Origin of the sequence: Phormidium tenue FACHB-1052 (assembly GCF_014696675.1) — a bacterium.
GTDB classification, from domain to species: domain Bacteria; phylum Cyanobacteriota; class Cyanobacteriia; order Phormidesmidales; family Phormidesmidaceae; genus Nodosilinea; species Nodosilinea tenuis_A.
The window spans coordinates 154981-176432 of the sequence record NZ_JACJQN010000005.1; the positions used below are offsets into that span (position 1 = coordinate 154981).

The window sequence follows — 21452 nt, forward strand, 5'->3', positions numbered from 1 at the left end:
CCCCTCTCCCACCCCCGTTGTTACAAAAAGTCCCCCAATGACAGCCTCTATGGATCAGCCCCACATCCAGGTTGAAGACGATCGCACCGGCCTCAGCATCGAAACCCTGCGGCGGGCAATGGCCGACAACCTCTTCTACATCCAGGGCAAGTGGCCCGAGGTCGCCACCCGCAACGACTTTTATATGGCCCTGGCCTATACGGTGCGCGATCGCATGCTGCAGCGCTGGCTCAACTCCCAGCGCAACTACCTGCGCCCCGAGGTGCGCATTGTCGCCTACCTCTCCGCCGAATTTTTGCTCGGCCCCCACCTGGGCAACAACTTAATTAACCTGGGCATCGAAGACGAGGTGCGCCAGGCCGTCGAAGAGTCGGGCCTCAACCTGCAACATTTGATTGCCCAAGAAGAAGAGCCCGGTCTGGGCAACGGCGGCCTGGGTCGCCTCGCCGCCTGCTACATGGACTCCCTCGCCACCCTCGAAATTCCCGCCATTGGCTACGGCATCCGCTATGAGTTCGGCATTTTTGACCAGCAGATCCGCGACGGCTGGCAGGTCGAAGTTACCGACAAGTGGCTCCAGCACGGCAATCCGTGGGAAATTGCCCGCCCTGAAGCCTCAGTCAACGTGGGTTTTGGGGGCCGCACCGAGGGCTATACCGACTCCGATGGCCGCTACCGCATGCGCTGGATTCCCCACCAGGTGATCAAGGGCATCCCCTACGACACCGCCATTTTAGGCTATCGGGTCAACACCGCCAACACCCTGCGCCTGTGGACTGCTGAAGCCGTCGAAAGCTTTAACTTTCAGGCGTTCAACGTGGGCGACTACTACGGTGCCGTCAACCAAAAAGTCACCTCCGAAAACATCAGCAAGGTGCTCTACCCCAACGATGAGCAGGCCCAGGGCAAGCAGCTGCGCCTAGAGCAGCAGTATTTCTTCGTCTCCTGCGCCCTGCAAGACATGATTCGCATTCACCTGACGGCAGGCCGCACCCTCGACACCTTCCAAGAAAAGTTTACGGTGCAGCTCAACGATACCCACCCCTCCATTGGCGTCGCCGAGTTGATGCGCCTGCTGGTCGATGAGCACAACATCGACTGGGTCACCGCCTGGGAGATTACCCAGCAGACCTTTGCCTACACCAACCACACCCTGCTGCCCGAAGCCCTCGAAAAATGGCCCCTCGACCTGTTTGGCCGCCTGCTGCCCCGCCACCTCGAAATCATTCTCGAAATCAACCAGCGCTTTCTCGACAAAATTCGCGTTCAGTATTTCAACGACCCTGGCAAGCTGTCGCGCATGTCGCTAATTGATGAGCAGGGGCCGCGCTACGTGCGCATGGCCAATCTGGCCTGCGTTGGCGGCCATGCCATCAACGGCGTCGCCGCGCTGCACTCAGACCTGCTCAAACAAACCGTCCTCAAAGATTTTCACGAACTCTGGCCCGACAAAATTCGCAATGTCACCAATGGGGTGACCCCGCGCCGCTGGATGGTGCTAAGCAACCCTAGCCTCGCCCTGCTGATTAGCGACAAAATTGGCACCCACTGGATTCGCCACCTCGAAGAGCTGAGACAGCTCGAAAACTACCTGGATGACCGGGGATTTCAGGATGCGTGGCGGCATGTCAAGCAGGAGCGCAAGGCCAATCTGACCCGGCTGATCCAAGAGAGGTGCGGCGTTACCCTCAACCCCAACTCGTTGTTCGATGTGCAGGTCAAGCGGCTGCACGAGTACAAGCGGCAGCATCTCAACGTGTTGCACATCATCACGCTATACGATCGCCTGCGCCAAAACCCCAACCTGGAAATTGCCCCCCGCACCTTTATCTTTGGCGGCAAGGCTGCACCGGGCTATGTCATGGCCAAGCTGATCATCAAGCTGATCAACTCCGTAGCCACCGTCATCAACAACGACCCCGCCGTTCAAGACCGGCTCAAGGTGGTGTTTTTGCCCGACTACAACGTCACCAATAGCCAGCGGGTCTACCCCGCCGCCGATCTCTCTGAGCAAATTTCTACCGCTGGCCTCGAGGCCTCGGGCACCGGCAACATGAAATTTTCTATGAATGGTGCCCTGACCATCGGCACCTTGGATGGTGCCAACGTTGAAATTCGCGAAGAGGTGGGGGCCGAAAACTTCTTCCTGTTTGGGCTCACCGCCAAAGAGGTGATAGAGCTTAAAACCAGAGGCTATAACCCGTGGGATTATCACAACCAAAACCCCGAGCTGCAAGAAGTGTTCAACCTGATCCGCTCTGGCTTTTTCTCGGGGGGCGATCCGGGCCTGTTTGAGCCGCTGATCGCCAACCTGTTGCAGAGCGACCCCTACCTGCTGCTGGCCGACTACCAGGCTTACATTGACTGCCAGGCCACCGTTGACCAGGCCTACCGCAACCCAGACCACTGGACGCGCATGTCGATTCTCAACGTAGCCCGCATTGGCAAATTTTCGAGCGATCGCTCCATTCGCGAATACTGCCAGCAGATCTGGCACACCTCCCCCGTCCACGTCGAACTGAAGGAGTATGTTCAGGCCCAGGCCGGACTAAACGTGTCGTCAATCAAGTTTTAAGTTTTGAATTTTAAGTTTTGAATTCAAACTCTCACCTCCAAACTTAGAACTCAAAACTAAACACTCAAAACTAAACACTCAAAACTCCTCCCCACTCCCCTCTCCCCACCCCCCATGCCCCTCAACCTCTACCTCCTGCGCCACGGCGAAACCGAGTACAGCCAAACCGGCGGCTTCTGTGGCGAGCTAGACCCCGAACTCACCCCCGAGGGCGTGGCCATGGCCGATGCCTTTGCGGCCCAGTATCAGACCATGCCCTGGCAGGCTATCTTTGCCAGCCCGATGAAGCGCACGATCGCGACGGCCATGCCCCTGAGCAGAGCCGTGGGCGTGAATGTGCAGCTGCGCAATGGGCTAAAGGAAATTAACTACGGCCAGTGGGAAGGGCTGACCGCCGAGCATGTGCGCGAGCACTTTGCCGACGACTACCTGAACTGGCTCACCGAACCAGCCTGGAACCCGCCCACCGGGGGCGAAAGCTCGGTGCAAATCGCTAGCCGGGCCTCGCTGGTGATGGCCGAAATCGAAGAAAACTTTGCTGAAGGTAACGTGCTGGTGGTGTCTCACAAGGCCACCATTCGAATTATTTTGTGCAACCTGATGGGGATGGATGTGGGGCGTTATCGCAATCGCATCAGTCTGCCGGTCGCCTCTGTTACCCACGTGCAGTTTAATAACAACGGCCCCATGTTGATGAAGCACGGCGATCGCGCCCACCTGCCTCCAGAGCTGGAAACCAGACCAGGCACCTAGGGGGGATGCCAGCGATCGCGCCGACTAAGACGATAGGAGAGTAGCGTCTTGACGTTCCCCCATGACTCTCAACCTCTACTTGCTCCGCCACGGTGAAACCGAATCGAGCCAGAGCGACACCTACTGCGGCCTATCTGACCCAGAGCTGACCGCCTCAGGGGTCGCTATGGCCCAGGCCTTTGCTGACAAATACCAGCACCTAGACTGGCAGGCGGTATATGCTAGCCCGCTGCGGCGCACGGTGGCAACCGCCACGCCCTTTTGTGAGGCCACGGGCCAGACCATGCAGCTGCGCGACGGGCTGAAGGAAATGTTCTTTGGCGAGTGGGAAGGAAAGACCCACGACGAGGTGCAGTCAGAGTACACCCAAGACTACATGCGCTGGCTGGCCGAACCTGCCTGGAACCCGCCTACGGGGGGCGAAACGGGTGTTCAGGTGGCCAGCCGTGCCGCCCTGGTGATGGCTGAAATTGAGGCCAACCACAGCGCTGGCAACGTGCTAATTGTGTCGCACAAAACCACGATTCGATTGGTGCTCTGTAATCTTTTGGGTATCGATAGCGGTCGGTACCGCGATCGCATCGAGCTGCCCGTTGCTTCGCTCAGTCTGATCCGGTTCGACCAACATGGGCCGATGCTGGCCAAGCACGGCGATCGCTCCCATTTGCCAGAGGAGCTTGCGTCGCGACCGGGTACCTAAGGGATAGGGAAGATGAGGGAGGTGGGGAAGATGAGGCAGGTGACATGAAAATTCTGGTTCTCAATGCCGGGTCGAGCAGCCACAAAAGCTGCCTGTTTGACCTCAGTCAGGGTGCCGAGGGTGCAGCGCCCCACCCCCTCTGGCGCGCTGCCCTCGACTGGACTCACCAGCAGGGCAAGGTAGAACTCTCCGCCAGCGGTGCGGGAGAATCTATTCAGCAGGTGCTGTCGATTACCGACAAAGCCAAGGGCATTGAGGCCATGGTCAAAACGCTGGTGGAGGGACCAACTCAAGTGTTGGGCGAGCTAGCGGAGATTGCTGCCGTTGGGCACCGTGTCGTCCACGGCGGTCGCCACTATCAGCAGCCGGTGGTGATAGATGACGAGGTTAAAGCCACGATTCAGAGCCTGATTCCGCTAGCGCCAGCCCATAACCCGGCAAATTTGCAGGGCATTGAGGCGATCGCCCAAAGTCTCGGTAACATCCCCCAAGTGGCGGTGTTTGACACGGCTTTTCACAGCTCCATGCCTGAGGCGGCGGCTACCTACCCTGGCCCCTACGCCTGGGTTGAGCAGGGTATTCGTCGCTACGGGTTCCACGGCATTAGTCACCAATATGTCGCTCAGCGGGCGGCGGATTTGATGGGTGAGGATATCGCCAGCCTAAAGCTGCTCACCTGCCACTTGGGAAACGGCTGCTCACTGGCGGCGGTCACAAACGGCGTCTGCGTCGATACGACGATGGGATTTACGCCGCTGGATGGGCTGATGATGGGCAGTCGCTCGGGCAGTGTTGACCCTGGCATTTTGATCTACCTGATGCGGCAGGAGGGCTACAGCGCCGACCAGCTCGATACGCTGTTAAACAAAGAATCGGGGCTGAAGGGACTGTCGGGCATTTCTAACGATATGCGCGTTGTGGTGGAGGCGATGGAGCAGGGCAATGCCCCGGCCAAATTGGCTATCGAAGTGTTTATTCACCGTTTGCGGCGCGAGATGGGGGCGATGATCGCCAGCCTGAGCGGGCTGGACGGGGTGGTGTTTACGGCTGGCATGGGCGAAAACAGCCCGCTGCTGTGGAGGCAGGCCTGCGCGCCGTTTGAGTTTTTGGGGCTGCGGCTCAAGGCTGAGTTGAACCGAGCCAAGGATGACCAGGATATTGCGGCAATGGATTCGGCGGTGCGGGTGCTAGTGGTGCATACGCAGGAGGAGTGGGCGATCGCCCACTCCTGTCTCTCTCTACTGGAATCGAAACACGCCTAACTCGCCTAGAACTGGGTGCCTCGACAGCAAACCTAGCCCTATGACTGGTGAGGCTGGGTTCACCACCCACGAAGCTGAGTTCATCATTCACGAAACTGGCTTTGCTGGCCATGAAGCTAGCCTCTTCCCTGTGGAGTTGGCTTCATCGCCGACGAAGCTGAGTTCACCGTTCACGAAATTGGGTTCACAAAAAGGGCAGATGACTGAGGATCTGGCGGACTCATCCGCGATCTGACATGAACATCCCTGGTTTGTGGGGGCGCTGCGTATGTTCTCTGGCCCCTGCCAGAATGGTCGAATATGATGGACGAAATAAATTTCCATCAAAATCATGTTTAGAAAGCAGCCCCCGCCTGAGCCCGCTAAGTCTGGCAAGCCCGATCAGTCGCAAAGCCTCAGCAACGTGACCCTAAACGGGAGCATAGTAGAAATGGGGCAAGCGGGGCGCGATCAACAGATAAGCCAAACCGGCGACTTGAAAACCCAGCAGCAGGGCTTGACTGGCGCAGACGTGGTGACGTTGCTAGAGAAGTTAGAAACAGCGGTTAAAGGCGCAGCCATTGACCCAGCCCTGCAAGAAGAATTGCTCTTTTTGATGGGTGGAGGGATAGCCTGCTTTCAGCATGTTTGCCTGCGGTTTGTGCTCTGGCAGAGCGGCACAGCCCCCTGGGACTTAGCTCAGTTTCTCAACTACTGTGTCGAGCGTCGGCTGCTGCAAAGGGTCGGCGATCGCTATCGCTTCTTGCACCGCGAGCTGCTAGACCACTTCGCCCAGCTCCAACCACTCAACTCCCCCCCTGCCTAGGCAGGGCAAAGGCACCCTGTAGGGGCAAACGGCGTTTGCCCCTACCCCATCTGGGCGCATCCAAACCAGACCCGGCATGGTATCAATTCTCGGCCTCGGGGCTACAAATTCTGCACTGGGCACACACAGTGCGCCCCTACAGAGGCCATCTGTGGGTGAAGCTAGTTGAAGTTCCAGCGGCGGTATCATAGCGATTAGCACAGTCCATACGGTCTCAGCGTTTTGGTAGCTCTATGCACAGCCTCTCCATTCCCTACCCCGATGACTTGCTCATCACCTCGGGCAAATCGCCCCAGGCGCTTGAGGCTGAGCTGGCTTTTTTGCTCGCCGTCAAACTCTTCGAGCTTCATCGCCTATCCCTAGGCAAAGCCGCCACCTTTTGCGGCATGGACAAACTCCGGTTTATGTACGAACTAGGGCGGCTGCAAGTACCCGTCGTTAACCTAGACGACGACCAAATCGCCGACGAACTCCGCGATGACTAATGCCGCCATCGTTGCCGACAGCAGCCCCCTTATTGCCCTGGCCATCATCGAGCAACTTGACCTACTGCCTCAGCTCTTTCAGCACGTCTTCGCGCCCCCAGCTGTTTGGGATGAAGTCACCGTTAGAGGCGTCGGTCTACCAGGGGCACAGGCCGTCAGTCAGGTGCCATGGCTAACAATTCAAGCCCCAGAGCCAGCCATTTTAGAGCCCCTGCTAATCTTGGTTGATCGAGGTGAGGCCGAAGCTATTGCCTTGGCCCAAGCCATCCCCAATAGCACCGTGTTACTAGACGACGCCCAGGCCCGACGGGTCGCCGAGCGGTTAGCTATCCGCCGCATTGGCACTCTAGGCATTTTGCGCCGTGCCAAGAAAGCAGGTTTCATACCGGCGTTAAAGCCTTATATTCAAACCATGCAGGCCAACGGTATTTATATTCGCTCTAGTTTGGTTGAGGCTGTGCTGCGAGACGTAGGCGAAGTTAACTGATGTCACACTACTTCTACAATCTCTGCCAAACCTTGCTCAGTGGAGCTAAACAGGGTTTCTTAGCAGCCTTTATCACTCACAATCACCAAGAAATTGAAGACCTCCTGTTTTATCAAGACTGCAAAGCCGCCAAAGAAGAAGGCTTTTTATCTGATCAAGAAGCGCAAGAGTTCTTAGCCAACTTACCGCTGGCCTCAAAAAAATAGGCTGGCTTCGTTAAAACCGAAGCCAGCCTATACAGTAGTTTCATCTCAAGGGTGTCCGATCGCTACCCCACCTTCGCAGACTCCGTCGCCTGCGCTTTGGCCCGGCTACCCTGCTGCGCAAACCGCCGCCCCATCTCATCGATCAGGTCGTCTAACCCCGCCACGCTGCCATTCGCTTTCGCATAGCGATAAACCTCCAGCGCTGCCCGATAAGCCTCATCCCCCGCTGCCACCGCCGTATCATCCACCAGCTCACGCAGTCGCGTCAGCGCCAGCAGCATCGGCTGTAGCGCCTCAAACAGCTCCAGGTCACGGCGCATTTCAGTGATATCAAACGATCGCGGCAAAAAGTCCGGCGTCTGCGCTGCAATCTCCAGCGCCTTGCGCGTAAAGGCTCGGTTGCGGTCTCCCAGCTTCGTCATCGATCGCCGCTCCTGCGGCCCCACCTCAATCAAAAACGCCAGCTTCTGGTTGATCTGGGCGATCAGATCCATCACCTCATGCTGGTCAGTCACAGACAGGTTAGAGCTAACTCGGTTTATCGGCATTTGGGTAGTGCTTCCTAATGGTGTACCACCCTAAAGTTGCCCAAAAGCCTGGGGCCTGCTCACGCTGCAAACGAGGGCTGCGATCGCAGTTGCTCCATACTGTGACCGAGGGTACCGCCCTTGAAAGACGTACGATGGGGTTGCTCCTCTGCCTCAATGTTGCGGTTTGCAATGCAGCCTGAATGAATACCTACCTTATCTTCTGGATTCTTGGCTTTGGCACTCTCTGGGCAGGGCTAAAGCTATTTGACGATGAGGTAATCCTCATCGTGACAATGCTGGTTGGCTCGGGGTTAGTGCTGGCCGGTCTAATTGCGGCTCCTGACAGACTACAAATTGTCGTTGAGGTGGTTTTAGTAATTGTCCTATTCCGCCTCTGTATGGAGTGCATTAGTCGGGGCGATCGCAGTTAGTTCCACCAAAAATCCCCTCTGCCGCTACTGCTCTTGAATGAGCCTTAGATAGTTTTGCTTGAGCTGAATGTGGCTCTGGCTGAGGCGATCGGATAAGTTCTTTTCCACATCCGACAGCTGTTCCCAAAATTGCGAGGAGCGCTGGGTGCCAATGTACTCTTGCCAAAGCTGCTCTAGCAATTCAGCGGCGATCGGGCTGTCGGTTTTGAGTTCCCCGACTACCTCCTGAAAAGCCTGGTGGGCTTCGGGATGCTGCTGCACTTCTTTGGCCAAGCCAATGGCAGTTTGCAGGCGAGTCGACAGGTCGGTGGGGAGAGTCATAGGAATAATGGTTTTATGATTGCCTGTTACAAATCTAAGCAATTAAACCTGCTCCGACAAGGAAAGCCTGACTATTGGTTCATTTCTGGCTACTGCGGCGGGCAGAGATTGGGGTAGATTCATAGGGGGTTCGCCCGCTGGCGTTACGCCAATTCCATCTACGTTAGCTACACTCCCTAGACCTATGGCCAAACAGCGCATTCTTTCGGGCATTCAGCCAACGGGCAACCTACACCTGGGCAACTATCTGGGGGCGATTCGCAACTGGGTTGACCTGCAAGAAGAATACGACGCCTTTTTGTTTATGGCCGACCTCCACGCCATTACGGTGCCCCACGACCCTAAGCGACTGGCCGAAGATACCTATAAGGTGGCGGCCACCTACATCGCCTGCGGCATTGACCCCGACAAAGCCACCATTTTTGTGCAGTCGCACCTGTCGGCTCACTCAGAACTGGCCTGGCTATTTAACTGCATCACCCCGCTCAACTGGCTAGAGCGCATGATTCAGTTCAAAGAAAAGGCGATTAAGCAGGGGGAAAACGTCAGCATTGGCCTGCTCGACTACCCAGTGCTGCAAGCCGCCGACATTTTGCTCTACGAGCCCGACTTAGTGCCCGTGGGCGAAGACCAGAAGCAGCACCTAGAACTCACCCGCGACATCGCCGCCCGACTCAATTTTCAGTTTGGCAGCGAAGAAAACCCGGTGCTCAAGGTGCCTGAACCGATGATTCGCGCTGAGGGGGCGCGGGTAATGAGCCTGACCGACGGCACTAAGAAAATGTCGAAGTCAGACCCCTCTGACCAGAGCCGTATTGATCTGACTGACTCCACCGATGCGATCGTCAAAAAGATTAAGCGGGCCAAAACCGACCCCGAGCGGGGACTGTGGTTCGATGACCCGGCTCGGCCCGAGTGCAACAACCTGCTGACGCTGTATATGCTGCTATCGGGCCAGACCAAAGAGGCGGTGGCGGCAGAGTGCAAAGAGATGGGCTGGGGCCAGTTTAAGCCGCTGCTGGCCGATACGGCGGTGGCCGCCCTGGAGCCGATTCAGAGCCGGTTTAATGAGCTGATGGGCGATCGCCCCTACCTGGAAAGCATTCTCAGAACCGGGCGCGAAAAGGCAGGCGATGTGGCCAACGCTACCCTGGCTCGGGTAAAAGACGCCCTAGGCTACTCTAAACCGCTGTAGCTGGCAAGATATACTAATCAATTCAATCACCCTGTTCGTACAGATCCAAAGGAGGATGGCTTGGCTTCTGCACCCCTGGGTTATCGACTGCGCACGGCGGCCCAAGCCGACCAGTTTTTGGTGACGGCAGAGGTCATGCCGCCCAAGGGAGGCAACCCAGAGCACATGCTGGCCATGGGCCAAATGCTTAAGGGTCGAGTGCACGCCGTCAATGTCACCGACGGTAGCCGAGCGGTGATGCGCATGTCGTCGTGGGCAGCGTCGCTGCTGCTCCAGCAGCAGGGGATTGAAGCGGTGTGTCAGGTGGCCTGCCGCGATCGCAACCGCATTGCCCTTCAGGCCGACCTTATGGGGGCCCACGCTCTTGGGCTGCGCAACATTCTGGCCCTCACCGGCGACCCGGTTAAGGCAGGCGACCACCCTGAAGCGCGATCGGTGTTTGACCTGGAGTCAGTACGGCTGCTCAAACTGCTGGCAAAACTCAACTTTGGCGTAGACAGCCACGACAAGCCCCTCAGCGATGGCGCGTTAGACCTGTTTGCCGGAGCTGCGATCGATCCGCAATCGACCAGCTGGTCGGGGTTGCAGCGGCGGTTTGAGGCCAAGGTCAAGGCCGGGGCGCAGTTCTTCCAAAGTCAGCTGATCACCGACTTCGATCGCCTGGCCAAGTTTATGGATCAGGTAGCGTCTGGCTATAACCGCCCCGTGCTCGCTGGCATTTTCCTACTCAAGTCGGCCAAGAACGCTAATTTCATCAATCGCAACGTGCCTGGGGTCAACATCCCCCAAACTATTGTCGATCGCCTGGCGGCTGCCTCCGACCCCCTACAGGAAGGGGTACAGATTGCCGCCGAGCAGGTGCAGGCTGCCCGCCAAGTATGTCAGGGCGTGCACCTGATGGCCGTGCGTCGCGAAGATTTAATTCCCCAAATCCTCGATCAGGGGGGGGTGGCTCCCGTCGATGCGGCCCTAGCCGAGCGGTAGCGCCGGTTGCTGAGCCACACGCTGGGCAACGGGTATCAGCCGCAAGTTTCCCGGTGGCGCTAGGGTCAGGCCGCGGCGCACAGGTTTGAGCGGGCGTCGCAGTCCCCCAGGCAATTCCAGCTGCCAGTGGCGCAAAATTGTCGCTAGCACCAACTTCATTTCCATCAGCGCAAAGGCCGAGCCAATGCAGCTACGGTGGCCGCCGCCAAAGGGAAGATACTCGGAGGGCGAATACTGCCGCTCTAAAAATCGCTCGGGCCTAAAGCTGTCGGGTTCAGGATAGAGATCCTCCCGGTGGTGTACCAGGTAGACATTGAGAAACAGCACCGACCCAGCCGGAAATTCGTAACCCGCCACCGTCATCGGTCGGCTGACGATGCGAATGCCCGTGGTGGGGGCGACAGGGTAAATGCGCAGGGTTTCCTGACAAACGGCGGTGAGGTAGGGCAGACTGGCATCAGCCAAAGGGTCGGGGGATGGCCCGACAGCATCTAACTCTTGCCGAAGACGCTCACCCACTTCGGGTAGCCAGTGCACCCAATACAGCGCCCAGGCCAATGCAGAAGCCGTGGTTTCATGGCCCGCCACCAGCAGCGTCATCAACTCGTCATGGAGTTCGCCGTCGCTGAGGGGTTCACCCTGGGCATCGCGAGCGCTGATCATTAGCGAGAGAATGTCAGTGCTGTTGGGATAGGGATGCTGGCGGCGATCGCTAATCTCGGCGTAGATCAGGGCATCAATCTCAGCTTTGATGCGCACAAACTTTCCCCAGGGGCTCATCGGCCCCCAGTCTTTCTGCAACCCTGGGAAGAAAATAAAAAAAGCACTGAAGGGAGTACCCAACCCCTCTAGCAATGTGCTGAGCAGCTGCCGCAGGCGATCGTAGCGATCGCCATCACCCAAACCAAACACGGCTTTTAAGATCACCCTCAGGGTAATGTCCTGCATGGCGGCTCGCACATTGAAGGCGGTACCCGGCTGCCAGGTGGCGATCGCCTGCTTTGTTAACGTGCAAATGACGTCGCTGTAGGCGCGCATGCGATCGCCATGGAACGGCGGCATCAGCAATCGACGGTGGCGGCGGTGCCGCTCCCCATCCAGCAGCAGCAGCGATTGATTGCCTAGCAAAAAAGTCAGCCCACTCCCCGGACTCTGGGAGGGAATGTGAAACTGCGCCGCATCGGCCTGAAAAATGCCCTGAATCACCGCCGGATCAGCCACATAGATCGACAGCGGAGCTTCTCCCACCTTAAACACCGGTCCGTAGCGCCGGTAGTGGTCTTCAAAATAGTCCAGCGGGCGCAGAATGAGTTTAGGTGCGCGCTGCCAAAAGGGAGTATTGAGCCAGGAAGAGTAGGCATGCTAAGAAAATGTACAGAGCGTTGAAGCGGCAAGCATTCATCCAGCCACTTCAATGCTAGACCATCTCAAATGGCATACAAGCTTTACCATCACAGGATCAACCCACTCTCACTAAGAGCTAGTCAGAACCGGCTGTAAACGACTGGAGCTAAGCTGTTGCTGTTGATACGAACACCGCTCCAAACTGTGCCGCAATAACCACCGACGGCTATCAGGCGTATCGCTGATCCACTGCTCAATTAGCTGATGCCACTTAACCGGCAGCTGCAACCTAGACCAGGCCGCAGCAGAGTTTAGAGATAGCAACTGATACAGCTCTGCATCAATTAGCAGAGTTTTAATACAGTGAGCCAGCGCAGCAACATCTTTCTCAGGGAACATCAGCACATCTCGTCCCAGCTCAAATTTTCCCAAAAACATCGGGTGATCAGAAACAATCAGCGGCGTTCTAACGGTCAAAGCTTCGTAAATAGTCAAGGGCAAGCCCTCAGGATAGGCATGGCGACTAGGAACCAGTACGACATCAGCCCAACGCATTTTTGCCAACACCTGATCATGGGATAATCCACCCAGCAGCGTCACCTGATCATCTAATCCCAAACGGTTAATTTCGGCTCTAAACCAGTCTAGATCTCCTTTACCAATTAAAGTCAAATTCGGAGTAACCCCAGACTGCTTCAACTCCACCAAAGCATTTAAAGCATCGCTCACCCCCTTCGTCTGAACGATGCGGCCCACATAGACAATATTTTTATCGCTAATGGCCGATTCTCTCAGAATTTTGGGTGCAAAATCGTCGGGAGTAATTTCGTATGGAAAATCCCAAGGGACAATTTTGCTAGGCTTAACGCCAATCTGTTTTAAGGAATAACATGCGCTCACCCCATGATTGGCCACTAGGTCAACAGCTTTGTTGTTTAGGGCACTTGACAGGCGAAAGTTGCGCAGCTTTGCCGACAGCCCACTCCTTTGAAAGGAATCGGCAAATAGACCCATAACTTTCACATTATTTTGCCTAGCCCACTTAAACGCCGCCCCCAACGGGAAATGAACCACCAGGTGGGTAGGCCTCTGGCGTTGTAGCAAATCCAACAGCCGTTTTGGCTCACTGTAGGGATCAAGATTGCCACCAACAGCCCTGAGGCCAGGCTCTAAAAGCTCGCTATATTCAGAACTGGTTTTACAGCAGACATGGATAACCTCGTCGATTTGGCGACCTATTTCAATAGAGCTTTCTATCGTGTATCGATGGCTGAAATATTCTTGTTGACCTGACTGAGTGAGGAGGTGATAAGCCTCTCTAAAATCACCGGCATATTGAAGAATCACCAAACGGACTTGGGCTAAAGCAGACATAATCACTCAATCCGCTAGAGTTACGACCATACCTTTGAGAGGTTGGCCACACAAAACACTGCACACACAATTCGAAAATCTTTGCAGCAGCAGATCGCTACACAAGCTAATCGATCTACGTGCCAGAAGAGCAGAATTCAATTAACAGATGTCAAGCTAACTTCTAAGACTCTCTACCAACACAAAAAGACGGTGCTATCACTCTAATAGTTCCCCGCAGAGGGCATTTGAAAAGTGATGTGCTGTAACTTTAATAACTTGCCGATTGCTCCTGCCTTCTTAAAAAAGGAGGGTGGAAAAATCCTCCTTTTTATAGATGCATGCGGCCTCCCGCAGGGTAAAGAGGTTTGGGAGGATCTCCATTTTTGCTACAAGAAATAGGACTTTTCAAACATCCTCATGACTGTTTATGCAAGCAAAGTGGCCGATAAATAGCAGTAATTAGACTTATTCCACAGCTACAGGACTCAGACTTGAGAGCGCTGTTGTTTTAGGTAGGCAAAAACTGATTTATCGCCAATGTCAGGCACAATCGGCTGCACGGCCTTGCGCAATGCAAATACCAAAAACAAAATTGCCCAGACTGTCAGCAGAATTTGCTTGGCCAGCAGCGGCAGCACACCAAACAAATGGCCTAGCAGCAGCAGCGGCACCAGGGGCGTTAGCAGCTTAGTCTCTATCCGGTCAAAGCAAAAGGCTTCCTTGAAGAAAATGCCGGTCAGCGCCACGAAGGTGAAACCCAATCCCCACAGTACCGAAGGAGTTTCTACCACCGTTTGAGCCAGCGGGCCGTCAATGCCGTGGGAAAGCGCCAGCGACGCCAGCCCCCCCACCAGCCAAGCCCCTTGCAGCGCCCGGTGCAGCGGCACCAAGTAGATGTGAATTGTGGCTAAGCTCAGCCCCAAACCCAACCAAAACACCGTGTAGAGCAGGCTAATGGCTTGCACCAGCGTAGAATTTTGGTCAAACCCCAGGGCCAGAATCGTACCCAGGCCAAAGGCTAAAGCCGCCACCATCAGGCCCGTACGGTAAAGCACTACCCCTCGGCGATCGCCCTGAGTAATGGTGTAGTCGCCAAATTGCCCGGTGTAGATCGTCGGAGTTGGCAAAGGGGTGTCGTTGATGGCGCTGTCCATTGGCGTTCGTCCGGTAGAGACTACAGTTAACCCGTGTCTCTATCTTATCGAGTTAAGGCCTATCGAGTGAGTGCCGGTTGCGTGGGTAGGGTGATAGTAAAACAGGTTTGCCCAGGATCACTAGTGACCGCGATATCACCCCCCAGATGGGCGATTAGCTTTTTCACCAAAGCCAGCCCGAGACCTGTTCCCCCCTGCTTCCAAGGGTCGGCGCTGGGCACTCGATAAAACTTATCAAAAATCCGGGTCATTTCCTCTGCCGGAATTGTCACCCCATTATTGGTGATAGCAATGCACACCTGTTCGCTAGGAGCCGCCGGGTTAGGCAAAACCTCTAGCGTGATAGATTCCCCCGGTGGGGTGTATTTGCAGGCGTTGTTTAGCAACTCAGCTAGCACCCGCTCTAGGCTGGCCAGGTCAGTGTATAGCACTGGCAGAGTGGAAGTTGCCACTAGCCGCAAGGTTTGATTGCGACTCTTGGCGCGGGTCACAAAGCTGTCAATCCAGCCTGCAAGCCAGGGTTCTAGCAAAATTGGCTCGGGCTGAATAGGATGATTGCCCACATCCAGGCGCTGGAGATCGAGCAGGTCGTTAATCAGGCTAATTTCGCGCTCGCACTCCTCTTGCAAAATGCTGTAGTAGCGGCCAATGCGAGTTTGCTCGGTTTTGGGCTTTTGCAGGTCAGCCGTGAGGTCAAATTCTTGATTTAGGGTGACGCCCAGCAGTTGCAAGGCTACCCGCATGCTGGTCACCGGGGTGCGCAGCTCGTGAGAAACCGTGCTGAGGAAATCGTCCTTGAGGGTGTTGAGCCGCTCTAGCTCGGCGACCTGCGACTGGGCCGCCTGGTAAAGCCGCGCCTGGCGAATGGCGATCGCACACTGATTCGCCACCTGCTGCACCAGGCGAATCTCAATGTCGTTAAAGCCGTAGTCGCGATCGTTGATCAGCCACAGATCGCCCAGCACACCCCGATCATCCACCACGGGGCAGGCCAGCATGGCCACATAGCCCCGCACCGGATTCGGCTCCACCGAGCAAAACTGAAAATACTGCCCATCCAGCAGCTGGTGGTACACCTCTGGAAAGGCCTCCATCTGGGCGACGCGGCCCTGGTACGACGGGCTAGAGCTGTTGTACTCGTAATAGATAGTTGAGGTGCCCTGCTCTAGATCATAGAGCGAGGTATTCGATCCCTTCACATCCAGGGCCTCGGTCAGTTCCTTCACTGCCGTCAGCATAATTTGATTGACGTCGAGGCTGTCGCGCACTCGATCGGTAATCCGCTTGAGGGTCGCCTCAAACTCGAGGGCGGTCTGCAACTCCTCGGTGCGCTGGGCCACCTGCTGCTCCAGATCCGTATTCAGCCGCTGCACTTGGTTGTAGAGACGGGCCTGCTTAATGGCACCGCCCACCTGGGTGGCCACCTCTCGCAGGGTCTCAATCTCCCAGGCAGCCCAGGGGCGAGGGCTACTACAGTTGAGAGCGCACACCAAGCCGTAGAGCGCATCCCCCTGCACAATCGGCATCACTAGGCAGGCCTTGACCTGGGCCTGGGCAAACTTGGCCAGGTAGGCCGGTGGCAGGTGAGCCGTGGCCATGTCATCGATCACCTCCATCTCGCCCTGGCGGTAGCGCATTAAATCCGCAGGAATAAAGTTGAGATCGGTCTGAGCCGTGACCGCAGTGGCCATAGCGCCACTGGCTGACTCGGCCACCACCCCGTTGTAATCGGGGTCAAAGCTGTAGAACAGCACCCGGTCGATGCGCAAAAAGCGACGCACCTCGTTCACCGTCGTCTGCAACAAGTCTTCAGAATTGAGCGATCGCAGTAAGTGCTGGGCGATCGCCCCCAGCAGCCGCTCGCGCTCCGACTGCCGCTGCAGGGTCTGCTCCACCTCATAGAGAGAGGTCATATCCTGTAAACTCACCATCAGCTGAGGTTCACGGCTAGCCGTCCCAAATCGTCGCACTGTCGCCAGCAGTCGCCGATGCCCCCCGGCGGCCTCGGCGATCTCTACCGCAGCGGTTTGCTCGTCACCACTAGTCAAGGCCCGCTGTCCTGCGGTCAGTAATAGTTGACCAACCTCCGGTGGCAGCACGTCCGCGCTCCGTTGAGGTTCACTGCCAGCCCGGCGATCGCCTCCCAGCAGCGTCGCACAGGCTTGGTTGCAAAAGCGCCAGCGATCGCGAGCATCCATGATACAGAGGGGCGTCGCGATCGCATCGAGCACCTCCCTGAGGGCGGCATCGGCGACCTCAGGTTGAGGCCGATCTTCCTGGGGCAAGGGGTCGAGGGGAAAAGTAGACATAACCGTGGGGTTTAGGAAGATTTAGGTAACAACAACCTTGGCAAAAAGGGGCGCATGCTCTACAGACACTATGCCCAGAGCCGCCAAAGAATACCCAACCCGACCCTGCAAAAATCCATTGCCGAGAAACATTACCCAAACTGTTTGCTTAGCGCCACCCATGGTCTATAATCGTAGACCGTGCACATTTGCAGGCCCTATGAACGCAGAGGAAATCATCCGCTCGATTGAGGCGGAGCAGCTAAAGACCGACCTTCCCACCATCTACGTCGGCGACACCATCCGTGTTGGCGTGCGCATTCAAGAGGGTGGCAAAGAGCGGATTCAGCCCTACGAGGGCACCGTTATCGCCATGCGCAATGGCGGCATCAATCGCTCTATCACGGTGCGAAAGATTTTTCAGGGGGTCGGCGTTGAGCGAGTTTTTCTCGTCCATGCTCCCAAGGTGGCCAGCATTGCTGTGCTGCGTCGGGGTAAGGCTCGTCGGGCCAAGCTTTACTACTTGCGCGATCGCGTTGGCAAAGCTACCCGCCTGAAGCAGCGTTTTGATCGCCCAATCAACTAGAATTGAGTAAAGTTGGGCAGTGGTGCTAAAGTGGCACCTGGTTTCATGCGTCCTTAGTTCAGTTGGTAGAACGCGGGTCTCCAAAACCCGATGTCGGGGGTTCGAGTCCTCCAGGGCGCGCTGAGTAACGGCAGCGACATCTCCCAAACTCTATAGCCTTAGGGTCAGCTAGAGCAGCAGGATTTGTCACTGCCGTCAACTCGTAACTAAACCAGGAGTTATTAGCTCTTCGGCCTAATGTTTTCTCAGGTTAGCTAAGCCGGGTTGCCGGCCTGTGTTTTCCCGTAGTCAGTGTGGATAAGCGCCAACAGGAGCCAAGCCAGTGGTTAAAAAAGACGCCGCAATAGAGTCTAAGGGTAAGACCGCAGACCCTCAGGTTGCTGAGCAAGGCTTTAGTGTAGTGACCTTCTTGCAGGGCACCAAGGAAGAACTGGGAAAAGTTGTTTGGCCCAGTCGACAGCAGCTCATCAGTGAGTCTGCCGCTGTCATTCTCATGGTTAGCCTGTCCGCAACGCTGATTTACCTGGTTGACCGGCTATTTGGGTGGGTTTCGGGGCAAGTATTTTAATGGCGGTAACTGAAGAAGACTTCAACTACGACGACGCTCCCCTCGACGAGTCCTTAGACAGCGATCTAGAGGCTGAACCTTCTGCTGAAGGGGCTGGGCCATCTACCGAAGAGGGCAACGAAGGTGAAGCAGCCCGGTTCTACCAGCGCAAAGCTCGGTGGTATGCCGTGCAGGTAGCATCTGGCTGCGAAAAGCGCGTCAAACTTAACCTTGAGCAGCGTATTGGGACGCTAGACGTCATCAACCGCATTTTTCAGGTTGAGATTCCTCAAACGCCAGCGGTCAAGCTCCGCAAAGATGGTAGCCGGCAAAGTATTGACGAGAAAGTCTTCCCTGGCTATGTGCTGGTGCGCATGTACATGGATGACGAAGCCTGGTCGGTGGTTAAGAACACCCCCCACGTGATCAATTTCGTCGGGGCCGAGCAGCGTCGGGCCTACGGTCGCGGTCGCGGCCACGTCAAGCCCATGCCCTTGGGCATGAGCGAAGTGAAGCGCATTTTCAAGCGCACCGAAGAGCAAAAGCCAGTGATCAAGGTCGACATGGCTCCGGGAGACAAAATTACCGTGCTCTCGGGTCCCTTCAAAGACTTTGAGGGCGAAGTGGTGGAAGTCAGCCCCGAGCGCAGCAAGCTGAAGGCTTTGCTGTCGATCTTTGGGCGCGACACGCCAGTCGAGCTGGAATTCAACCAAGTGCAAAAAGAGAGTTAATTAATGGCTAAGAAAGTTGTAGCGCTAATCAAGCTGGCACTTCCTGCTGGCAAGGCCAACCCAGCTCCCCCCGTTGGCCCAGCCCTGGGTCAGCATGGGGTCAACATCATGGCGTTTTGCAAAGAGTACAACGCTCGTACCCAAGAGAAAGTGGGTCTGGTGATACCGGTTGAGATCTCGGTTTTTGAAGATCGCAGCTTTACCTTTATTCTCAAGACGCCGCCAGCCTCGGTATTGATCAAAAAAGCGGCGGGCATTGAGCGGGGTTCGGGTGAACCCCGCACCAAAAAAGTGGGTTCCATCACTCGGGCTCAGCTCAAAGAGATTGCCGAGACCAAAATGCCTGACCTCAACGCCAACGACATTGAAGCGGCCATGAATATTGTTGAGGGTACGGCCCGCAACATGGGTGTTACCGTTTCTGACTAGGCCATTGCCTTAGACAATTGGCTGCAATCCAAGTTTCACTTATTCACACTACGGGGAAGAGGCGTCGCTTCGTTTGACCCCAAGGAGATCACCATGGCTAAAGTATCCAAGCGCCTGCGCGAAGCCCAGGCCAAAGTAGAAGCAGACCGTCTCTATGAGCCCCTAGAGGCTCTAGAGCTACTCAAAGAAACCGCTACCGCTAAGTTTGTGGAGTCGGCCGAGGCCCACATTCGTTTGGGTATTGATCCGAAGTACACCGACCAGCAGCTTCGTACCACAGTCATTTTGCCCAAGGGCACGGGTCAAACCATTCGAGTCGCCGTCATCGCTAAGGGCGAAAAAGTGGCTGAGGCCACCGCTGCCGGGGCCGACTTGGCAGGGTCTGAAGAACTTATCGACGAAATTCAGAAAGGCATGATGGACTTCGACGTTCTGATTGCTACCCCCGATGTGATGCCTCAGGTAGCTAAGCTTGGTCGTCAGCTTGGCCCTCGGGGCCTGATGCCTTCCCCCAAGGGCGGCACTGTTACCTTTGACTTGGCCAAAGCAATTGATGAGTTCAAAGCAGGTAAGTTAGAGTTTCGTGCTGACAAAACGGGCATCGTCCATGTTATGTTTGGCAAGGCTGACTTTAGTGCTGAAGATTTGCTAGTCAACCTCAAAGCGCTGCAAGAGACAGTTGACCGCAACCGTCCGGCTGGGGCCAAGGGCCGCTATTGGAGAACCGTAGCGATCGCCTCCACTATGGGGCCTTCCATTCGCCTTGATGTGAACGCCCTACGCGACTTCAAGATGGTCGACGCGGTCTAGGCCAAACAAGTTTTACCCCAGCCAACCAGGAGTTACGCCCACTAACACAACCCCTCACAATTGAATAGACGACCGGAGACAGCAGGTAGCCGCCAAGCGCTGCATAAACCCTGCCGAGGTTGACGTAAACGACTACAGTGCTCTTGCCCAAGCTGAGCATCCTGGGTTGTTGGTCTACCCCGGCAGAGCTGTCGGGGTTTTGTTTTTACTAAGGGCTGAGTCCAAACCTGGATCGGGTAATTAAATTCCCAATCCCCAACTTAAAGGAGGTGAGATCGATATGGGGAGAACCCTAGCGAATAAGAAAGAGCTGGTGGCCGAAATCAAGGCCCTGCTAGACGATGCCCAGCTAGCCTTTGTGATTGATTACAAAGGTCTGACGGTATCGGAAATCAGCGACCTACGCAACCGGCTGCGCCCTAAGGGTGCTGAGTGTAAGATTGCCAAGAACACGCTGATGCGGATCGCCGTTGACGGCAACGAAAACTGGCAGCCGATCACCGAGTTCCTCAAAGATTCTTCGGCCTTTGTGCTGGTTAAAGAAGACTTTGGCGGAGCAATCAAGGAATACCAGGCGTTCCAAAAAGACACCAAAAAAACCACCCTGCGGGGCGGTGTCATGGAAGGTCAGTCCCTGAGCGAAGACCAGGTTAAGGCCATCACCGAATTGCCCACCAAGGAAGAGCTTATGGCTCGTCTGGCTGGCGCAATCAAGGCGATGCCAACTCGGGTGGCCGTGGGCGTCAACGCCGTACCGACCAAACTGGCGGTGGGTGTCAAAGAGGTGCCTGCATCTCTGGCCCGTGCTCTCAAGGCAGTCTCCGAAAAAGATGCAGCCTAGGCTCATCTCTCACGACTTTGTCTGTGTTTAATTGTGTTCAACCAGGAGTTAACCGGTAACTATGTCTGCTAAAACTGACGAAATTCTCGAACAGCTAAAGTCCCTTTCTCTGCTGGAAGCTTCCGAGCTGGTCAAGCAAATTGAGGAAGCCTTTGGTGTTGACGCGTCTGCCTCCGCTGGCGGCGGCATGATGATGATGGCCCCCGGCATGATGGGTGGTGGTGCTGCCGCTGCTGCCGAGCCCGAAGAAGAAAAGACCGAATTTGATGTCGTGCTTGAAGAAGTGCCCGCCGACAAGAAGATCGCTGTTCTTAAGGTTGTGCGCACCCTGACCGGTCTGGGTCTGAAAGAAGCCAAGGAACTGGTGGAAGCTGCTCCTAAGGCCGTTAAGGAAGCCACCACCAAGGACGACGCGGAAGATGCCAAGAAGCAGCTTGAAGAAGCAGGCGGCAAGGTATCTGTCAAGTAATCTAACGCTTTGCCGCTAAGGCCAAGACGTTTGACAGCTCCCCGTGGTTTCACGGGGAGCTTTTTTATAGTGCAATTGGTCTTCCCTAGCTTTGGACAGCGGCCCTCGGACTACTCAACCCCGGTCTGGAAAGTTAGCATTGAGAAGAACATTGATGAGAAGT

The 21452-nt window shown here is 55.9% G+C and carries 25 protein-coding genes, 1 tRNA gene and 1 other annotated feature; of the genes, 20 read left to right on the forward strand and 6 right to left on the reverse strand.

All coding sequences use genetic code 11. From position 1 onward, the window contains the following. Positions 1-37 precede the first annotated feature (37 nt). The 9 genes from H6G07_RS09345 (at position 38) to H6G07_RS09385 (ending at position 7273) form a co-directional block, all read left to right on the forward strand. Positions 38-2575: a glycogen/starch/alpha-glucan phosphorylase gene (locus tag H6G07_RS09345; protein WP_073609575.1), complete on the forward strand. Its 2538-nt coding sequence runs from the start codon at positions 38-40 to the stop codon at positions 2573-2575. A gap of 114 nt (positions 2576-2689) precedes the next feature. Further along, on the forward strand, positions 2690-3328 hold the full coding sequence (locus H6G07_RS09350; protein ID WP_073609576.1) for a histidine phosphatase family protein: 639 nt from the start codon (positions 2690-2692) through the stop codon (positions 3326-3328). A 61-nt stretch (positions 3329-3389) separates the two neighbouring features. Further along, positions 3390-4028 carry a histidine phosphatase family protein gene (locus H6G07_RS09355; protein ID WP_073609577.1) on the forward strand — a complete coding sequence of 213 codons (639 nt, stop codon included), beginning with the start codon at positions 3390-3392 and terminating at the stop codon, positions 4026-4028. Positions 4029-4072: 44 nt separating this feature from the next. Further along, entirely contained in the window at positions 4073-5290 is a 1218-nt protein-coding gene (locus H6G07_RS09360; RefSeq protein ID WP_073609578.1) for an acetate kinase, read from the forward strand. Between the two features lie 40 nt (positions 5291-5330). Next, entirely contained in the window at positions 5331-5525 is a 195-nt protein-coding gene (locus H6G07_RS09365) for a hypothetical protein (RefSeq protein ID WP_073609579.1), read from the forward strand. Between the two features lie 96 nt (positions 5526-5621). Next, positions 5622-6095, forward strand: coding sequence for a hypothetical protein (locus tag H6G07_RS26060; protein ID WP_199312000.1), 474 nt, complete (start codon positions 5622-5624; stop codon positions 6093-6095). A 233-nt stretch (positions 6096-6328) separates the two neighbouring features. Continuing rightward, a complete protein-coding gene (locus H6G07_RS09375; protein WP_073609580.1) occupies positions 6329-6580 on the forward strand; it encodes a UPF0175 family protein in 252 nt (83 codons plus the stop codon). Continuing rightward, a complete protein-coding gene (locus H6G07_RS09380) occupies positions 6573-7067 on the forward strand; it encodes a PIN domain-containing protein (RefSeq protein WP_073609581.1) in 495 nt (164 codons plus the stop codon). The genes H6G07_RS09375 and H6G07_RS09380 overlap by 8 nt, the downstream gene beginning before the upstream one ends. Further along, on the forward strand, positions 7067-7273 hold the full coding sequence (locus H6G07_RS09385) for a hypothetical protein (RefSeq protein ID WP_073609582.1): 207 nt from the start codon (positions 7067-7069) through the stop codon (positions 7271-7273). The genes H6G07_RS09380 and H6G07_RS09385 overlap by 1 nt, the downstream gene beginning before the upstream one ends. Positions 7274-7335: 62 nt before the next feature. Here H6G07_RS09385 and H6G07_RS09390 read toward each other — a convergent pair whose 3' ends face one another. Then, positions 7336-7788, reverse strand: coding sequence for a hypothetical protein (locus H6G07_RS09390; protein WP_199312001.1), 453 nt, complete (start codon positions 7786-7788; stop codon positions 7336-7338). A gap of 215 nt (positions 7789-8003) precedes the next feature. On the opposite strand from H6G07_RS09390, the gene H6G07_RS09395 reads away from it, so the two are divergent. After that, positions 8004-8234: a hypothetical protein gene (locus H6G07_RS09395; protein ID WP_073609584.1), complete on the forward strand. Its 231-nt coding sequence runs from the start codon at positions 8004-8006 to the stop codon at positions 8232-8234. Between the two features lie 24 nt (positions 8235-8258). On the opposite strand, the gene H6G07_RS09400 is transcribed toward H6G07_RS09395, so the two are convergent. Continuing rightward, positions 8259-8555 (reverse strand): hypothetical protein, encoded by a 297-nt coding sequence (locus H6G07_RS09400; protein WP_073609585.1) that lies wholly within the window; start codon positions 8553-8555, stop codon positions 8259-8261. A 184-nt stretch (positions 8556-8739) separates the two neighbouring features. Between H6G07_RS09400 and trpS the strand changes: the two genes are divergently transcribed. Next, positions 8740-9750, forward strand: a complete 1011-nt coding sequence (gene trpS / locus H6G07_RS09405) for a tryptophan--tRNA ligase (RefSeq protein WP_073609586.1) — start codon at positions 8740-8742, stop codon at positions 9748-9750. Positions 9751-9810: 60 nt separating this feature from the next. After that, positions 9811-10734, forward strand: coding sequence for a methylenetetrahydrofolate reductase (locus tag H6G07_RS09410; RefSeq protein WP_277882060.1), 924 nt, complete (start codon positions 9811-9813; stop codon positions 10732-10734). Here H6G07_RS09410 and H6G07_RS09415 read toward each other — a convergent pair. The 4 genes from H6G07_RS09415 to H6G07_RS09430 all read right to left on the reverse strand — a co-directional run bounded on the left by H6G07_RS09415 (position 10720) and on the right by H6G07_RS09430 (position 16897). Continuing rightward, positions 10720-12042: a cytochrome P450 gene (locus H6G07_RS09415; RefSeq protein WP_073609587.1), complete on the reverse strand. Its 1323-nt coding sequence runs from the start codon at positions 12040-12042 to the stop codon at positions 10720-10722. The two genes, H6G07_RS09410 and H6G07_RS09415, sit on opposite strands and share 15 nt — an antisense overlap. A 165-nt stretch (positions 12043-12207) precedes the next feature. Continuing rightward, a complete protein-coding gene (locus H6G07_RS09420; protein WP_073609588.1) occupies positions 12208-13452 on the reverse strand; it encodes a glycosyltransferase family 4 protein in 1245 nt (414 codons plus the stop codon). Positions 13453-13919: 467 nt separating this feature from the next. Further along, positions 13920-14588 (reverse strand): DUF2301 domain-containing membrane protein, encoded by a 669-nt coding sequence (locus H6G07_RS09425; protein WP_073609589.1) that lies wholly within the window; start codon positions 14586-14588, stop codon positions 13920-13922. 59 nt (positions 14589-14647) lie between these two features. Next, positions 14648-16897: a GAF domain-containing sensor histidine kinase gene (locus tag H6G07_RS09430; RefSeq protein WP_139297100.1), complete on the reverse strand. Its 2250-nt coding sequence runs from the start codon at positions 16895-16897 to the stop codon at positions 14648-14650. Positions 16898-17096: 199 nt separating this feature from the next. Between H6G07_RS09430 and rplS the strand changes: the two genes are divergently transcribed. The 8 genes from rplS to rplL all read left to right on the forward strand — a co-directional run bounded on the left by rplS (position 17097) and on the right by rplL (position 21289). Further along, on the forward strand, positions 17097-17462 hold the full coding sequence (gene rplS, locus H6G07_RS09435) for a 50S ribosomal protein L19 (protein ID WP_073609590.1): 366 nt from the start codon (positions 17097-17099) through the stop codon (positions 17460-17462). Positions 17463-17509: 47 nt separating this feature from the next. Next, positions 17510-17582: transfer RNA gene (locus tag H6G07_RS09440), tRNA-Trp, on the forward strand. A gap of 202 nt (positions 17583-17784) precedes the next feature. After that, positions 17785-18030, forward strand: coding sequence for a preprotein translocase subunit SecE (gene secE, locus H6G07_RS09445; RefSeq protein ID WP_073609591.1), 246 nt, complete (start codon positions 17785-17787; stop codon positions 18028-18030). Further along, positions 18030-18740, forward strand: a complete 711-nt coding sequence (gene nusG, locus H6G07_RS09450; RefSeq protein ID WP_073609592.1) for a transcription termination/antitermination protein NusG — start codon at positions 18030-18032, stop codon at positions 18738-18740. The genes secE and nusG overlap by 1 nt, the downstream gene beginning before the upstream one ends. Positions 18741-18743: 3 nt before the next feature. Continuing rightward, positions 18744-19169 carry a 50S ribosomal protein L11 gene (rplK, locus tag H6G07_RS09455; RefSeq protein WP_073609593.1) on the forward strand — a complete coding sequence of 142 codons (426 nt, stop codon included), beginning with the start codon at positions 18744-18746 and terminating at the stop codon, positions 19167-19169. Positions 19170-19262: 93 nt separating this feature from the next. Then, complete coding sequence (gene rplA, locus H6G07_RS09460; protein ID WP_073609594.1) at positions 19263-19979, forward strand: 50S ribosomal protein L1; 717 nt, start codon at positions 19263-19265, stop codon at positions 19977-19979. A 54-nt stretch (positions 19980-20033) separates the two neighbouring features. Beyond that, positions 20034-20191 (forward strand) — a sequence feature (ribosomal protein L10 leader region). Positions 20192-20259: 68 nt separating this feature from the next. Next, a complete protein-coding gene (rplJ, locus tag H6G07_RS09465) occupies positions 20260-20820 on the forward strand; it encodes a 50S ribosomal protein L10 (RefSeq protein WP_073609595.1) in 561 nt (186 codons plus the stop codon). Positions 20821-20881: 61 nt separating this feature from the next. Beyond that, the gene (gene rplL, locus H6G07_RS09470) at positions 20882-21289 is read left to right on the forward strand and encodes a 50S ribosomal protein L7/L12 (protein WP_073609596.1); all 408 of its coding nucleotides are present in this window, start codon (positions 20882-20884) and stop codon (positions 21287-21289) included. Positions 21290-21452 lie beyond the last annotated feature (163 nt).

Excerpts from the sequence above, each read along its gene's own strand:
- H6G07_RS09345 (WP_073609575.1), top strand. The coding sequence starts at position 38 with ATGACAGCCTCTATGGATCAGCCCCACATCCAGGTTGAAGACGATCGC.
- H6G07_RS09350 (WP_073609576.1), top strand. The coding sequence starts at position 2,690 with ATGCCCCTCAACCTCTACCTCCTGCGCCACGGCGAAACCGAGTACAGC.
- H6G07_RS09355 (WP_073609577.1), top strand. The coding sequence starts at position 3,390 with ATGACTCTCAACCTCTACTTGCTCCGCCACGGTGAAACCGAATCGAGC.
- H6G07_RS09360 (WP_073609578.1), top strand. The coding sequence starts at position 4,073 with ATGAAAATTCTGGTTCTCAATGCCGGGTCGAGCAGCCACAAAAGCTGC.
- H6G07_RS09365 (WP_073609579.1), top strand. The coding sequence starts at position 5,331 with ATGACTGGTGAGGCTGGGTTCACCACCCACGAAGCTGAGTTCATCATT.
- H6G07_RS26060 (WP_199312000.1), top strand. The coding sequence starts at position 5,622 with ATGTTTAGAAAGCAGCCCCCGCCTGAGCCCGCTAAGTCTGGCAAGCCC.
- H6G07_RS09375 (WP_073609580.1), top strand. The coding sequence starts at position 6,329 with ATGCACAGCCTCTCCATTCCCTACCCCGATGACTTGCTCATCACCTCG.
- H6G07_RS09380 (WP_073609581.1), top strand. The coding sequence starts at position 6,573 with ATGACTAATGCCGCCATCGTTGCCGACAGCAGCCCCCTTATTGCCCTG.
- H6G07_RS09385 (WP_073609582.1), top strand. The coding sequence starts at position 7,067 with ATGTCACACTACTTCTACAATCTCTGCCAAACCTTGCTCAGTGGAGCT.
- H6G07_RS09395 (WP_073609584.1), top strand. The coding sequence starts at position 8,004 with ATGAATACCTACCTTATCTTCTGGATTCTTGGCTTTGGCACTCTCTGG.
- H6G07_RS09400 (WP_073609585.1), bottom strand. The coding sequence starts at position 8,555 with ATGACTCTCCCCACCGACCTGTCGACTCGCCTGCAAACTGCCATTGGC.
- trpS (WP_073609586.1), top strand. The coding sequence starts at position 8,740 with ATGGCCAAACAGCGCATTCTTTCGGGCATTCAGCCAACGGGCAACCTA.
- H6G07_RS09420 (WP_073609588.1), bottom strand. The coding sequence starts at position 13,452 with ATGTCTGCTTTAGCCCAAGTCCGTTTGGTGATTCTTCAATATGCCGGT.
- H6G07_RS09425 (WP_073609589.1), bottom strand. The coding sequence starts at position 14,588 with ATGGACAGCGCCATCAACGACACCCCTTTGCCAACTCCGACGATCTAC.
- H6G07_RS09430 (WP_139297100.1), bottom strand. The coding sequence starts at position 16,897 with ATGTCTACTTTTCCCCTCGACCCCTTGCCCCAGGAAGATCGGCCTCAA.
- rplS (WP_073609590.1), top strand. The coding sequence starts at position 17,097 with ATGAACGCAGAGGAAATCATCCGCTCGATTGAGGCGGAGCAGCTAAAG.
- nusG (WP_073609592.1), top strand. The coding sequence starts at position 18,030 with ATGGCGGTAACTGAAGAAGACTTCAACTACGACGACGCTCCCCTCGAC.
- rplK (WP_073609593.1), top strand. The coding sequence starts at position 18,744 with ATGGCTAAGAAAGTTGTAGCGCTAATCAAGCTGGCACTTCCTGCTGGC.
- rplA (WP_073609594.1), top strand. The coding sequence starts at position 19,263 with ATGGCTAAAGTATCCAAGCGCCTGCGCGAAGCCCAGGCCAAAGTAGAA.
- rplJ (WP_073609595.1), top strand. The coding sequence starts at position 20,260 with ATGGGGAGAACCCTAGCGAATAAGAAAGAGCTGGTGGCCGAAATCAAG.
- rplL (WP_073609596.1), top strand. The coding sequence starts at position 20,882 with ATGTCTGCTAAAACTGACGAAATTCTCGAACAGCTAAAGTCCCTTTCT.